11 protein-coding genes are annotated in these 14607 nt (G+C 71.0%); 8 read left to right on the top strand and 3 right to left on the bottom strand.

Going from position 1 to position 14607, the window contains the following annotated elements; translation table 11 throughout:
• The first annotated feature begins 1 nt into the window (after window position 1).
• The 3 genes from secF (at window position 2) to AB0B40_RS31035 (ending at window position 4477) form a co-directional block, all read left to right on the top strand.
• The gene (gene secF / locus AB0B40_RS31045) at window positions 2–1120 is read left to right on the top strand and encodes a protein translocase subunit SecF (protein WP_362266830.1); all 1119 of its coding nucleotides are present in this window, start codon (window positions 2–4) and stop codon (window positions 1118–1120) included.
• Entirely contained in the window at window positions 1117–1665 is a 549-nt protein-coding gene (locus AB0B40_RS31040) for an adenine phosphoribosyltransferase (RefSeq protein WP_362266828.1), read from the top strand. Before secF ends, AB0B40_RS31040 begins: the two co-directional genes overlap by 4 nt.
• A 238-nt stretch (window positions 1666–1903) precedes the next feature.
• A complete protein-coding gene (locus tag AB0B40_RS31035; protein WP_345059197.1) occupies window positions 1904–4477 on the top strand; it encodes a bifunctional (p)ppGpp synthetase/guanosine-3',5'-bis(diphosphate) 3'-pyrophosphohydrolase in 2574 nt (857 codons plus the stop codon).
• Between the two features lie 91 nt (window positions 4478–4568).
• Here AB0B40_RS31035 and AB0B40_RS31030 read toward each other — a convergent pair whose 3' ends face one another.
• Window positions 4569–5798: a DUF349 domain-containing protein gene (locus tag AB0B40_RS31030; RefSeq protein WP_345059199.1), complete on the bottom strand. Its 1230-nt coding sequence runs from the start codon at window positions 5796–5798 to the stop codon at window positions 4569–4571.
• Between the two features lie 187 nt (window positions 5799–5985).
• A complete protein-coding gene (locus tag AB0B40_RS31025) occupies window positions 5986–6807 on the bottom strand; it encodes a peptidylprolyl isomerase (protein ID WP_345059201.1) in 822 nt (273 codons plus the stop codon).
• A gap of 167 nt (window positions 6808–6974) precedes the next feature.
• Between AB0B40_RS31025 and AB0B40_RS31020 the strand changes: the two genes are divergently transcribed.
• From AB0B40_RS31020 to rpsD, 5 genes are all read left to right on the top strand, one after another.
• Window positions 6975–7682, top strand: coding sequence for an MBL fold metallo-hydrolase (locus tag AB0B40_RS31020; protein WP_362266825.1), 708 nt, complete (start codon window positions 6975–6977; stop codon window positions 7680–7682).
• Window positions 7683–7696: 14 nt separating this feature from the next.
• Window positions 7697–8959 carry a histidine--tRNA ligase gene (gene hisS / locus AB0B40_RS31015; protein ID WP_362266824.1) on the top strand — a complete coding sequence of 421 codons (1263 nt, stop codon included), beginning with the start codon at window positions 7697–7699 and terminating at the stop codon, window positions 8957–8959.
• 331 nt (window positions 8960–9290) lie between these two features.
• Window positions 9291–9947, top strand: a complete 657-nt coding sequence (locus AB0B40_RS31010; protein WP_345059207.1) for a vitamin K epoxide reductase family protein — start codon at window positions 9291–9293, stop codon at window positions 9945–9947.
• 43 nt (window positions 9948–9990) lie between these two features.
• Window positions 9991–11346 (top strand): replication-associated recombination protein A, encoded by a 1356-nt coding sequence (locus tag AB0B40_RS31005; protein ID WP_345059210.1) that lies wholly within the window; start codon window positions 9991–9993, stop codon window positions 11344–11346.
• Window positions 11347–11649: 303 nt separating this feature from the next.
• Window positions 11650–12264 carry a 30S ribosomal protein S4 gene (rpsD, locus tag AB0B40_RS31000; RefSeq protein ID WP_121789752.1) on the top strand — a complete coding sequence of 205 codons (615 nt, stop codon included), beginning with the start codon at window positions 11650–11652 and terminating at the stop codon, window positions 12262–12264.
• 21 nt (window positions 12265–12285) lie between these two features.
• Here rpsD and AB0B40_RS30995 read toward each other — a convergent pair whose 3' ends face one another.
• Window positions 12286–14505 (bottom strand): regulator, encoded by a 2220-nt coding sequence (locus AB0B40_RS30995; protein WP_362266821.1) that lies wholly within the window; start codon window positions 14503–14505, stop codon window positions 12286–12288.
• Window positions 14506–14607: the final 102 nt, after the last annotated feature.

Here is a 14607-nt window from a genome sequence, read left to right as displayed (position 1 = left end):
GATGTCGAAACTCGGCAACCTCGGCGCTCGACTGCACCGCGGCGAGATCTCCTACGACTTCGTCGGCAAGCGCAAGATCTGGTACGGCGTCTCGATCCTGATCACCATCACGGCCATCCTCGGCCTGGCGGTGCGCGGCCTGAACATGGGCATCGAGTTCCAGGGCGGCGCGGTCTTCACCACGCCGACCAAGATGAGCACGTCGGTGGCCAAGGCGGAGGAGTACGCCAACGAGGCCTCCGGCCATCAGGCGGTCGTCCAGAAGCTCGGCAACGGCAGCCTGCGCATCCAGATCGCCGGCATCGACACCGCCCAGTCCGACAAGATCAAGCAGGAGCTGGCCAAGGACCTGAACCTCGACCCCGAGAAGCTCGCCGCCGACCTGGTCGGCCCGAGCTGGGGCGAGCAGATCGCCAGCAAGGCCTGGCAGGGCCTGGCGATCTTCATGGTCCTCGTGGTGATCTACCTGGCGATCGCCTTCGAGTGGCGCATGGCCGTCGCGGCGCTCGTCGCGCTGATCCACGACATCACCATCACGACCGGCATCTACGCCCTGGTCGGCTTCGAGGTCACGCCCGGCACGGTCATCGGTCTGCTGACCATCCTCGGTTACTCGCTCTACGACACGGTCGTCGTCTTCGACAGCCTCAAGGAGCAGACGAAGGACATCACCAAGCAGACCCGGTTCACCTACAGCGACATCGCCAACCGGTCGATCAACGGCACCCTGGTCCGCTCGATCAACACCACGGTCGTGGCCCTGCTCCCGGTCGCCGGTCTGCTGTTCATCGGCGGCGGCTTCCTCGGCGCGGGCACGCTCAACGACATCTCGCTGTCGCTGTTCGTCGGCCTCGCGGCCGGTGCCTACTCGTCGATCTTCATCGCCACCCCCCTCGTCGCCGACCTCAAGGAGCGCGAGCCGGCCATCAAGGCGCTCAGGAAGCGGGTCCTGGCCAAGCGAGCCCAGGCCACCGCCGAGGAGGGCATCGGCGAGCCCCGTGCCACCGCCGGTGACGACGCCGATGACACCGACGACGCCGCGCCCGCCGTCGTGGGCCCGCGCAACCAGCCCGCGTCCCGCAGCCGGGGCCGCGGCCGACCCTCCGGGAAGCGCCGATGACCGAGCTCGCCAACATCCCTGAGCTGCTGGCCAGCCGTATCCGCGACGTGGCCGACTACCCGGAGCCGGGCGTGATGTTCAAGGACATCACCCCGCTCCTGGCCGACCCGGTGGCCTTCACCGCGCTCACCGACACGCTCGCCCAGGCCGCCGCCGGCACCCGCGCGACCAAGGTCGTCGGACTGGAGGCCCGGGGCTTCATCCTCGGCGCCCCGGTCGCCGTCCGCGCCGGGCTGGGCTTCATCCCGGTCCGCAAGGCGGGCAAGCTGCCCGGAGCCACCCTGAGCCAGGCGTACGACCTGGAGTACGGCTCGGCGGAGATCGAGGTGCACGCCGAGGACCTGGCCGCGGGCGACCGTGTCCTGATCGTGGACGACGTCCTGGCCACCGGCGGGACCGCCGAGGCCGCGATCCAGCTCATCCGGCGCGCGGGCGCCGAGGTCTGCGGCCTCGCGGTCCTGATGGAGCTGGGCTTCCTGGGCGGCCGGGCCCGCCTGGAGCCGATCCTGGACGGGGCTCCGCTGGAGGCCCTCCTCCAGGTCTGACCCACCCGCACGGCGACGGCCGCCCCGGTCACACCCGGGGCGGCCGTCGCCGTACGGACACGCGCCGCACACCCGGAGAACGCCCCGGGGACACCTCCAGGAATCCCGCGACGGCCTCAGGCGTTGCAGGGGTACACGGTCCTCACAAGCGCCTGAAGGCGATGACCGGGCGCAGGATCGCTACCATGGGGCTTCCGGAGCCTGACCGGGGGACCCGGATCGCGCACGAGGAGTCCTCTTGCCAGACGAGGCCCAGCCACTGACCGCCGCCAAGCCCGAGCCCGCCTCGGCCGCGGCGGCGAAGCCCGCGCCGAACGCTTCCCAGGTGAAGAACGACAGCCGTGGGACGGTCGAGCACGCCCAGTCCGCGCCCGTGGAGAAGAGCGCCGACTCCTCGCGCCCCAAGCCGGCCTCCACCCTCGACTCCGCGCGCGCCGGGGGAACCCCGTCGCCCGAGCGCCCGGTGCAGCCCCCGGTGGTGCGCCAGCCCGCCGCCCAGCCGGCCCGCACCGGCTCCTCCAACCGCGTCCGGGCCCGCCTCGCCCGCCTCGGCGTCCAGCGCGCGAACCCGTACAACCCGGTCCTGGAACCGCTGCTGCGGATAGTGCGCAGCAACGACCCCAAGACCGAGAACTCCACGCTGCGCCAGATCGAGCGCGCCTACCAGGTCGCCGAGCGCTGGCACCGGGGCCAGAAGCGCAAGAGCGGCGACCCGTACATCACGCACCCGCTCGCCGTCACCACCATCCTCGCCGAGCTGGGCATGGACCCGGCCACGCTGATGGCCGGCCTGCTGCACGACACCGTCGAGGACACCGAGTACGGCCTGGACCAGCTGCGCCGCGACTTCGGCGACACCGTCGCCCTGCTCGTCGACGGCGTCACCAAGCTGGACAAGGTCAAGTTCGGCGAGGCGGCGCAGGCCGAGACCGTGCGCAAGATGGTCGTCGCCATGGCCAAGGACCCGCGCGTCCTGGTCATCAAGCTCGCCGACCGCCTGCACAACATGCGCACCATGCGCTATCTCAAGCGTGAGAAGCAGGAGAAGAAGGCCCGCGAGACGCTGGAGATCTACGCTCCCCTCGCCCACCGCCTCGGCATGAACACCATCAAGTGGGAGCTGGAGGACCTCGCGTTCGCGATCCTCTACCCCAAGATGTACGACGAGATCGTACGGCTGGTGGCCGAGCGGGCACCGAAGCGTGACGAATACCTGGCCATAGTGACCGACGAGGTCCAGGCCGACCTGCGGGCCGCCCGCATCAAGGCGACCGTCACCGGCCGCCCGAAGCACTACTACAGCGTCTACCAGAAGATGATCGTGCGAGGCCGTGACTTCGCCGAGATCTACGACCTGGTGGGTATCCGTGTCCTGGTCGACACGGTCCGCGACTGCTACGCCGCCCTCGGCACCGTGCACGCGCGATGGAACCCGGTCCCCGGCCGGTTCAAGGACTACATCGCGATGCCCAAGTTCAACATGTACCAGTCGCTGCACACGACGGTCATCGGGCCCAACGGCAAGCCGGTCGAGCTGCAGATCCGCACCTTCGACATGCACCGCCGCGCCGAGTACGGCATCGCCGCGCACTGGAAGTACAAGCAGGAGGCCGTCGCCGGCGCCTCCAAGGTCCGCACCGACGTGCCGAAGGCGTCCGGCAAGGACAAGGACGCCATCAACGACATGGCGTGGCTGCGGCAGTTGCTGGACTGGCAGAAGGAGACCGAGGACCCCAGCGAGTTCCTGGAGTCCCTGCGCTTCGACCTGTCCCGCAACGAGGTCTTCGTCTTCACCCCCAAGGGTGACGTCATCGCGCTGCCGGCCGGCGCGACCCCGGTGGACTTCGCGTACGCCGTCCACACCGAGGTGGGCCACCGCACCATAGGGGCGCGGGTCAACGGCCGTCTCGTACCCCTCGAATCCACCCTGGACAACGGTGACCTGGTGGAGGTCTTCACCTCCAAGGCGGCCGGCGCCGGCCCGTCCCGGGACTGGCTCGGCTTCGTCAAGTCACCGCGCGCCCGCAACAAGATCCGGGCCTGGTTCTCCAAGGAGCGCCGGGACGAGGCGATCGAGCAGGGCAAGGACGCCATCGTGCGGGCCATGCGCAAGCAGAACCTGCCGATCCAGCGGATCCTCACCGGCGACTCGCTCGTCACGCTCGCCCACGAGATGCGCTACTCGGACATCTCCGCGCTGTACGCGGCGATCGGCGAGGGCCATGTCTCCGCGCAGAACATCGTGCAGAAGCTCGTCCAGGCCCTCGGCGGCGAGGAGGCCGCCACCGAGGAGATCGACGAGGCGGTCCCGCCGTCCCGCACCCGCGGGCGCAAGCGGCGCTCCAGCGCCGACCCCGGCGTGGTCGTCAAGGGCGTCGACGACGTGTGGGTCAAACTGGCCCGCTGTTGTACACCGGTGCCCGGCGACCCCATCATCGGATTCGTCACGCGAGGCAGTGGTGTATCGGTTCACCGCAGCGACTGCGTCAACGTCGACTCACTGTCCCGTGAGCCGGAGCGCATGCTCGACGTGGAGTGGGCGCCCACCCAGTCCTCGGTCTTCCTGGTCGCCATCCAGGTGGAGGCCCTGGACCGCTCCCGCCTGCTGTCGGACGTCACCCGTGTGCTGTCCGACCAGCACGTCAACATCCTCTCGGCGGCCGTCCAGACGTCCCGCGACCGGGTGGCCACCTCACGCTTCACCTTCGAGATGGGCGACCCCAAGCACCTCGGCCACGTCCTGAAGGCGGTCCGGGGCGTGGAGGGCGTGTACGACGTGTACCGCGTGACGTCGGGACGCACCCGCTCGTGACGTCGGGACGCACCCGCTCGCGGACGGTGTGAGCACATGCGAGAGGGCCCCGTACGCGCGTACGGGGCCCTCTCACATGCGCGATGGTCGGCTAACCGCCGAACTCCTGCAGGCCCTTAAGAGCCTGGTCCAGAAGCGCCTGGCGGCCCTCCAGCTCCTTCTCCAGCTTGTCGGCCCTGGAGTTGTTGCCCTGGGCGCGCGCCTGCTCGATCTGCGCCCTCAGCTTGTCCACGGCGGCCTGCAGCTGACCGGTCAGACCCTCGGCACGCGCGCGTGCCTCCGGGTTCGTCCGGCGCCACTCGGCCTCCTCGGCCTCCTGGATCGCCCGCTCGACGGCGTGCATCCGGCCCTCCACCTTCGGCCGCGCGTCCCGCGGGACGTGGCCGATGGCCTCCCAGCGCTCGTTGATCGAACGGAAGGCGGCACGCACGGACTTCAGGTCGCCGATCGGCAGGAGCTTCTCGGCCTCCTCGGCCAGCTCCTCCTTCAGCTTCAGGTTCTCCGACTGCTCGGCGTCCCGCTCGGCGAACACCGAGCCGCGGGCGGCGAAGAACACGTCCTGGGCGCCGCGGAAGCGGTTCCACAGGTCGTCCTCGTGCTCGCGCTGGGCGCGGCCCGCGGCCTTCCACTCCGCCATCAGCTCGCGGTAACGGGCGGCAGTCGGCCCCCAGTCCGTCGAACCCGACAGTCCCTCCGCCTCGGCGACCAGCCGCTCCTTGATCCGGCGGGCCTCCTCGCGCTGCGCGTCCAGCTGCGCGAAGTGCGCCTTGCGTCGCTTGGAGAACGCCGACCGGGCGTGCGAGAAGCGGTGCCACAGCTCGTCGTCGGACTTGCGGTCCAGACGCGGCAGCCCCTTCCAGGTGTCCACCAGCGCCCGCAGCCGCTCTCCGGCGGCCCGCCACTGGTCGGACTGCGCCAGCTGCTCGGCCTCGACGACCAGGTCCTCCTTGGCCTTGCGGGCCTCGTCGGACTGCTTGGCCCGCTGGACCTTGCGCTCCTCGCGACGCGCCTCCACGGTCGCCACGAGCTTGTCCAGCCGGCCCCGCAGCGCCTCGAGGTCACCCACCGCGTGGTGCGCGTCCACCTGCTCGCGCAGGTGACCGATGGCGGTCTGGGCGTCCTTCGCCGACAGGTCGGTCGTCTTCACTCGCTTCTCGAGGAGGCCGATCTCGACAACCAGGCCCTCGTACTTGCGCTCGAAGTAGGCCAGCGCCTCCTCAGGGGAGCCGGCCTGCCAGGAACCGACGACCTGCTCGCCGTCGGCCGTACGCACGTACACGGTCCCCGTCTCGTCGACGCGGCCCCACGGGTCGCTGCTCACAGCGCCTCCTCCACATGATGCCTGCGGGGGGCCTCAGCACCCCCGGGCATCGTCCACAGTTTCGTCACGGCCAACATAGGCGACCAGCGGGTTGCCTGTCCGCATCCAGCGCGACCGAAATTGCGCTGCCGGCGGTGCCGGCCTCTGGTGCAAGTATCGGCGCGGCCGACGGGACCGGAACAGCCGCTCAGGACTTGGCGACCGTGGCCTTGTCGATCACGACCGTCGCGTTCGGCGCGCCGTCCCCGCGGCCCGTGTTCTCGCCCGCCGCGGCGATCTTGTCCAGCACCTTCATGCCCGCCGCGTCGATGGTGCCGAACGGCGTGTACTGGGGCGGCAGCGGGCTGTCCTTGTAGACGAGGAAGAACTGGCTGCCGCCGGTGTGCTTCTGTCCGGTGTTGGCCATCGCCACCGTGCCCGCCGGGTACGTGTTGCTCTTCAGGCTCTTGTCCTTGAGGTTCTCGTCCGGGAGCGTGTAGCCGGGACCGCCGGTGCCGGTGCCCTGCGGGTCGCCGCACTGCAGGACGTAGATGCCCTGGGTGGTCAGGCGGTGGCACTTGGTGTGGTCGAAGTAGCCCTTGTCCGACAGGAAGGCGAACGAGTTCACCGTGTGCGGCGCCGCCGACGACTTCAGCGCCACGCCGATGTCGCCGCACGTCGTCGCGAGCTTCATCGTGTAGTCGGCCGACGTGTCGATCGTCATCGCCGGCTCCTTCTTCCAGCTCAGCTTCTTCACCGAGCCGGCCGCCGGCTTCTTGCACGGGTCCGGGGCCTTGCTGCTCGGCGTGGCGCTCGGCGTGGTCTCGGCGCCGGCGTTGGCCTTCTTGTCGTCGCCCTTGAGCACACCCGTCGTGTACAGCGCGACACTGCCGATCACGACCAGGCCCAGTACCGACGCGATCGCGGAGTTGCGCAGGCGGGCTTTGCGCCGCGCCTCGGTGCGCCGCTGCTGCTGCCGCAAGAACTTCTCCCGGGCGAGCTGACGCCGCCGCTGCTCCTGGCTGACCACCGGGTTTCTCCTATGCGTGTCGTGTGTCGGGCGGGACGCGCGCGTCCTCGTGAGCCGACCGCTGCGTGTAGCCCCGTACCGTATATGGGTTCGCTGAGGAAACGGCAGCGCCGGTAGGCTCTGAGGGCGGCCGAAGCCGCCACTGTTCGACACAACGAAGGACGATCGTGCTCATTGCCGGGTTCCCCGCCGGGGCCTGGGGGACGAACTGTTATCTCGTCGCCCCCGCCGCGGGTGAGGAGTGCGTGATCATCGACCCGGGCCACCAGGCCACCCAAGGCGTCGAGGAGACGCTGAAGAAGCATCGGCTCAAGCCCGTCGCCGTCGTCCTCACCCACGGCCACATCGACCACGTGGCCTCGGTCGTCCCCGTCTGCGGAGCGCACGAGGTACCGGCCTGGATCCACCCCGAGGACCGGTACATGATGAGCGACCCCGAGAAGGCGCTCGGCCGCTCCATCGGGATGCCGCTGCTGGGCGAGCTGACCGTGGGGGAGCCGGACGACGTCAGGGAGCTGACGAACGGCGCGACCCTGGAGCTGGCCGGGCTGGAGTTCTCCGTCGCGCACGCGCCGGGCCATACCAGGGGGTCGGTGACGTTCCGGATGCCCGAGGCCGCCGACATCCCGTCGGTGTTCTTCTCCGGGGATCTGCTCTTCGCCGGCTCCATCGGACGCACCGATCTGCCGGGCGGATCCATGGAGGACATGCTCGAGTCGCTGGGCCGCGTGTGCCTGCCGCTCGACGACTCCACCGTGGTGCTGTCCGGCCACGGCCCCCAGACGACCATCGGCCAGGAGCGCGCCACCAACCCGTATCTGCGGCAGGTGGCGGCCGGCCAGGCAGCCGACCAGGCTCCCCGACGAGGAATGTGACGAGAGAGCTTTTCGTGAGCACCTTCAAGGCCCCCAAGGGCACCTACGACCTGATCCCGCCGGACTCGGCCAGGTTCCTGGCGGTCCGCGAGGCGATCGCCGCCCCGCTGCGCAACTCCGGCTACGGCTACATCGAGACCCCCGGGTTCGAGAACGTCGAACTGTTCGCGCGCGGGGTCGGCGAGTCCACCGACATCGTGACCAAGGAGATGTACGTCTTCGAGACCAAGGGCGGCGACCGGCTCGCCCTGCGCCCGGAGACGACGGCCCCCGTGCTGCGCGCCGTCCTGGAGGCCAACCTGCACAAGGCGGGCAACCTGCCGGTGAAGGTCTGGTACTCGGGCTCGCAGTACCGCTACGAGCGCCCTCAGAAGGGCCGTTACCGCCACTTCTCCCAGGTCGGCGCAGAGGCGATCGGCGCGGAGGACCCGGCGCTGGACGCCGAGCTGATCATCCTGGCCGACCAGGCGTACCGCTCGCTCGGCCTGCGCGATTTCCGCATCCTGCTGAACAGCCTGGGCGACAAGGAGTGCCGCCCGGTGTACCGGTCCGCGCTCCAGGACTTCCTGCGCGGCCTGGACCTGGACGAGGACACGCTCCGGCGCTCGGAGATCAACCCGCTCCGCGTCCTCGACGACAAGCGCGAGTCGGTGCAGAAGCAGCTGGCCGGCGCGCCCCTCCTGCGTGACTACCTGTGCGACGCGTGCAAGGCGTACCACGAGGAGGTGCGCGAGCTGATCACCGCGGCGGGCGTCACCTTCGAGGACGACCCGAAGCTGGTGCGCGGCCTCGACTACTACACCCGCACCACCTTCGAGTTCGTGCACGACGGTCTCGGCTCGCAGTCCGCGGTGGGCGGCGGCGGCCGGTACGACGGCCTGTCCGAGATGATCGGCGGCCCCGCACTGCCGTCGGTCGGCTGGGCCCTCGGCGTCGACCGCACGGTCCTCGCCCTGGAGGCCGAGGGAGTCGAACTGGACATCCCGTCGACGACCAGTGTCTACGCGGTCCCGCTCGGCGAGGAGGCCCGCCGGGTGCTCTTCGCGAAGGTCACCGAGCTGCGCAAGGTGGGCATCGCGGCGGACTTCGCGTACGGCGACAAGGGCCTGAAGGGCGCCATGAAGAACGCCAACCGCTCGGGCGCCCGCTACACGGTCGTGGCCGGCGAGCGCGACCTCGCCGAGGGCGTCGTCCAGCTCAAGGACATGGAGTCCGGCGAGCAGGCGGCCATCGGCGTCAACGAGATCGTGGCGGAACTCGAGGCACGGCTCGGCTAGCAGCCGGGGGAGGGCGCCGGAGAACTCCGGCGCCCTTCCGGTGCCGCGGCGGCCGGTGGCGCACGGCGCCCGTGAAGGCCGCGGTGCGGTCGTCGGTCCGCGCACCGTCAAGGCGACGGGCGCCGATTCGTCCGCCGCGAGTGCGTTCGCGTCTGCCGGCATGCCCTGGGGCCCCGGCCGCCGTCCTGCCCTGGAGTATCGGCCGGAACTGAGCGGTCCGGGACCGGCGCACGTACCTTCTTATGTCCAGCGAACGGTGGACACAGGTGTCCGTGCGGCACAATGACCATGCCCGAAGATGGTCCAAGCCTCGAGTGACGGAATCGGCGTGATGAGCAAGACGACAGTGAACGACGTCTCCGCGGAGCCCGGTCCCGAGCGCTCCGCCGCCGTCCCGCACGCGGCGGGCGCCGGCCGTGCCCTCGCCATCCTGCTGGTCATCACCGGCGCGGCCGGACTGCTGGCCGCCTGGGTCATCACGATCGACAAGTTCAAGCTCCTCGAGGCCAAGGTCGCGGGCAAGACCTTCACCCCCGGATGCAGCCTCAACCCGGTGGTCTCCTGCGGCAGCGTCATGGAGAGCAAGCAGGCCGCCGCCTTCGGCTTCCCGAACCCGATGCTCGGCCTGGTCTGCTACGGCGTCGTGATCTGCGTCGGCGTCAGCCTGCTGGCCGGCGCCCGCTTCCCCCGCTGGTACTGGCTGACCTTCAACTTCGGCTGCCTCTTCGGCGTCGCCTTCTGCACCTGGCTGCAGTTCCAGTCCCTGTACCGGATCAACGCGCTGTGCCTGTGGTGCTCGCTCGCCTGGGTCGCCACGATCACCATGTTCTGGTACGTCACCTCGTTCAACATCCGCAACGGCTTCCTGCCGGCCCCGCGCCCGCTGAAGTCCTTCTTCGGCGAGTTCACCTGGGTGGTGCCCGTCCTGCACGTCGGCATCATCGGCATGCTGGTCCTGACCCGCTGGTGGGACTTCTGGACCAGCTGACGCTCCTGAGGGGATTGTCAGTGCGGTGTTTTAGGGTTTCAGCGTGGAACCCGACCTCTTCACCGCCGCAGCGGAAGAACGCCAGGAGAAGGACCCGGCAGGCAGCCCCCTGGCGGTGCGCATGCGCCCGCGCACACTCGACGAGGTCGTGGGCCAGCAGCACCTGCTGAAGCCCGGCTCGCCCCTGCGCCGCCTGGTCGGCGAGGGCTCCGGCGGCCCCGCCGGCCCGTCCTCGGTGATCCTGTGGGGCCCGCCCGGCACCGGCAAGACCACCCTGGCGTACGTCGTCTCGAAGGCGACCGACAAGCGGTTCGTGGAGCTGTCCGCGATCACCGCCGGCGTCAAGGAGGTCCGCGCGGTCATCGACGGCGCCCGCCGCGCCACGGGGGGATTCGGCAAGGAGACCGTCCTCTTCCTGGACGAGATCCACCGCTTCAGCAAGGCCCAGCAGGACTCCCTGCTCCCGGCCGTGGAGAACCGCTGGGTGACCCTGATCGCGGCCACCACGGAGAACCCGTACTTCTCGGTGATCTCCCCCCTGCTCTCCCGCTCCCTGCTGCTCACCCTCGAACCCCTCACCGACGACGACGTCCGGGGCCTGCTCAGGCGCGCGCTCGCCGACGAGCGCGGCCTGAAGAGCGCCGTCACCCTCCCCGAGGGCACCGAGGACCACCTGCTGCGGATCGCCGGCGGCGACGCCCGCCGCGCCCTGACCGCCCTGGAGGCCGCCGCCGGGGCCGCCCTGGACCAGGGCGAGAGCGAGATCAGCCTGCAGACGCTGGAGCAGACCGTCGACCGGGCGGCGGTGAAGTACGACCGCGACGGCGACCAGCACTACGACGTCGCCAGCGCCCTCATCAAGTCCATCCGCGGCTCCGACGTCGACGCCGCCCTGCACTACCTGGCCCGCATGATCGAGGCCGGCGAGGACCCCCGGTTCATCGCCCGCCGCCTGATGATCTCCGCCAGCGAGGACATCGGCCTGGCCGACCCGGGCGCCCTGCCGATCGCCGTCGCCGCCGCCCAGGCGGTCGCCATGATCGGCTTCCCGGAGGCCGCCCTCACCCTCAGCCACGCCACGATCGCCCTGGCCCTCGCCCCCAAGTCCAACGCGGCGACCACCGCGATCGGCGCCGCCATGGAGGACGTACGCAAGGGTCTGGCCGGCCCGGTGCCGCCGCATCTGCGCGACGGCCACTACAAGGGCGCCGCCAAGCTCGGCCACGCCCAGGGGTACGTGTACCCGCACGACCTGCCGGAGGGCATCGCCCAGCAGCAGTACGCACCGGACGCCCTGAAGGACCGCGAGTACTACGCGCCGAGCCGGCACGGAGCCGAGGCCAGGTACGCGGACGCCGTGGAGTGGACCCGTAAGCACCTCGGTCGCAAGCGGTCATGAGCAGCCTGTAGACTGCTGCGAAGTGCCGAGTCCCGTGCTGTCAGAGCGGGACAGCCGGCCGGAGACCCGGTCCTTCGCGGACCGGCTCCAGGAGCGTCGCGCACCGTCGAACGGTGTCGCGGGCAGCCCACCACCACCCCGGATCCCGGGAACGGTCGGTGGGCCACTCGCGTGCTGCACGTATGTGCCCAGACCAGGGAAGCGGCTGCCCGGCAGGTCCCTTGCGGACCCGACGGGTTTTCCCGGCTGCGGATGCGACCTCTTCCGACCTGACAAGCCGGAAACTAGGAAAGAGAAGAACAAGTGGCGAACCAGTCCCGCCCCAAGGTCAAGAAGTCGCGTGCCCTCGGCATCGCGCTGACGCCGAAGGCCGTCAAGTACTTCGAGGCCCGCCCCTACCCGCCGGGTGAGCACGGCCGTGGCCGCAAGCAGAACTCGGACTACAAGGTCCGTCTGCTGGAGAAGCAGCGTCTGCGCGCGCAGTACGACGTCTCCGAGCGCCAGCTGGTCCGCGCCTACGAGCGTGCCTCCAAGGTCCAGGGCAAGACCGGTGAGGCCCTGATCATCGAGCTCGAGCGCCGTCTCGACGCGCTGGTCCTGCGTTCGGGCATCGCCCGCACCATCTACCAGGCCCGCCAGATGGTCGTCCACGGTCACATCCAGGTCAACGGCCAGAAGGTCGACAAGCCGTCCTTCCGTGTCCGTCCGGACGACGTCGTGCAGGTCCGCGACCGCTCCAAGGACAAGACGCTGTTCCAGGTCGCCCGTGAGGGTGGCTTCGCCCCCGACGGCGAGACCCCGCGCTACCTGCAGGTGAACCTCCGCGCCCTGGCCTTCCGCCTGGACCGTGAGCCGAACCGCAAGGAGATCCCGGTGATCTGCGACGAGCAGCTCGTCGTCGAGTACTACGCCCGCTGACCCCAGCCCCGGCGCAGCACCTCAGCCCGCCGTCTCCCCGCCCTTCCGGGTGGGCGAGGCGGCGGGTTCGCGTTTCCCGGCCTCGCCGCCGTCCGGGGACGGCGTTCCCCGCGGCGCGGTCCGGGGCTCCCCCCTGCGCGCCGGGCTCGGGACAGCGCCCGGCGCCCCCGCCTCCCGAAGCCGCAGCGCCCGGGCCACCGCCGCCTCCCGGTCCAGCCCGGCACCCTCCCGCACACACTGCGCGTACCGGGCGTCGCCGAGCGCCTGCCGGGCGGCGGCCTCGCACCGCTCGTGCGGGGCGTTGTAGTGCGCCGAACCGAACAGCGGCAGACCGACCGAGGGCCACAGCCGCCCGGCGGCACCCTGGAGCACCGCCGCCTCCACCGGGTCGCCCTGCGTGACCGTCACCAGCGCCAGCAGCTCGATCGACAGCACGCAGCCCAGCAGGTCGCGGAAGGCGTGCGCGCTGTCCAGGCAGTCCGAAAGCAGCACCCGCGCGCCGGCCGGATCCCCGTCGAGCCAGGCCGCGTACGCCAGCACGTACAGCGCGTAGGACCGCGCCCAGCGCTCCCCGTGGTCCTCGCACACCCGGCGCACGTCCTCGCACAGCCGCACCGCGCCCGGCAGATCCCCCTGGAACGCCCGTGCCATCGCCAGCTCCACCTGGTTCATCAGGACGTTGCTGTTGAGCTCGCCGATCTCCCGGTATCGGTCCAGCGCCGACCGCAGCAGCGTCTCCGCCCGCGCCATGTCGTCCGTGACCAGGGCCAGACAGCCGGTGCGATGCTCGGCGTACGCCGCCGCCGTCCGGTCGGCCGAGCCCTCCGCCTGGTCCCGGCACGCCCGCAGCGCCTTCAGCGCCGGCACGGTGTCGCCCTGCAGGATCGCCACGTAGCCGAGCACCCACAGCGCCTTCAGCCGGGACTGCTCGTACTCCGAGTCCAGCTCCAGACTCCGCTCCAGCCAGCGCCGTCCCTCCGAGAGCCGGCCGCAGCCCACCCAGCAGAACCACAGCGAGCCGGCCAGATGCTGGCCGAGATGGGCCTCGTCCGCCTCCGTCAGGCAGAACTCCAGCGCCGTCCGCAGATTCGGCAGCTCGGTGTCCACCCGCGCGGCCACCTCCCGCTGCCGCGGCGAGAACCACTCCAGCTCGCACCAGGTCGCCAGGCCCAGGTACCAGTCCCGGTGCCGTCTGCGCAGCCGGTCCGCGTCCCCGGTCGCCTCCAGCCAGTCGGCGCCGTAGGCGCGCACGGTGTCCAGCATCCGGTAGCGGGGGCCGGGCGCGGCCTCCTCACGGGAGACGACCGACTGGGCGAGCAGCTGCGACAGCACGTCCAGCACGTCATCGGCGGACAGCCCCTCCCCGCCGCACACGTACTCGGCCGCCTCCAGGTCGAAGGTCCCCGCGAACACCGAAAGCCGTGCCCACAGCAGCCGCTCGGCCGGCGTGCACAGCTCGTGGCTCCAGCCGATCGCCGTGCGCAGCGTCTGGTGCCGGGGGAGGGCGTCCCGGCCGCCGCCGGTCAGCAGCCGGAACCGGTCGTCGAGGCGCTGCAGCAGCTGCGCCGGGGACAGCGCCCGCAGCCGCCCGGCCGCCAGCTCCAGCGCCAGCGGGATCCCCTCCAGCCGGCGGCACACCTCCCGTACCTCCGCACCGTCGGCCACCGCCACCCCCTGGGCCCGGGCCCGGTCCGTGAACAGCTCCACCGCGTCGTCCTCGCCGAGCGGGGCCAGCGGGTACAGCCGCTCGCCCGCCAGGCCCAGCGGGCGCCGGCCCGTCGCCAGCACGCGCAGTTCCGGCAGTTTGCGCAGCAGCTCGGCCACCAGGTCGGCGCAGGCAGGCACGAGGTGCTCGAACCCGTCCAGCACCAGCAGGGCGCGGCGGCCGACCAGATGCGCCAGCAGCGTCTCCCGGGGCAGGCGGGTGGTGTGGTCGGTCAGCCCCAGCGCCTCCACGACCGCGTACTCCAGCACGTGCGGATCGCGTACGGGCTCCAGCTCCACCCGTCCCCGGTCCGCCGCGGGCACGCCGCGTGCCCGGTCACCGGACGACCACCGCGCCGCCACCCGCACCGCGAGCCGGGACTTGCCGACCCCGCCCGCCCCGGTCACGGTCACCAGCCGCGCCTGACCGAGTGCCGCCGTCAGCTCGGCCAGCTCGGCCGAGCGCCCGACGAAAGCGGTGAGTTCGAGGGACGGATCGCCGTCCGCCCAGGCGCCGGCGCTGTGAGGACCTCGCATGGGACACGGAGCGTACTGAACCGTGTTCATTCCGTACAATCGGTTCCCGCAACTCCGCCCGCACCCTCCGCTAATCCGGTACGGAGCTTCGGCCCCGGCGCG

The organism is Streptomyces sp. NPDC042638, from assembly GCF_040647235.1.
In the GTDB taxonomy this organism is placed as follows: Bacteria; Actinomycetota; Actinomycetes; order Streptomycetales; family Streptomycetaceae; genus Streptomyces; species Streptomyces rameus.
Note: the sequence above shows the minus strand (reverse complement) of the source record. Positions and strands in the feature narration are given on the sequence as shown.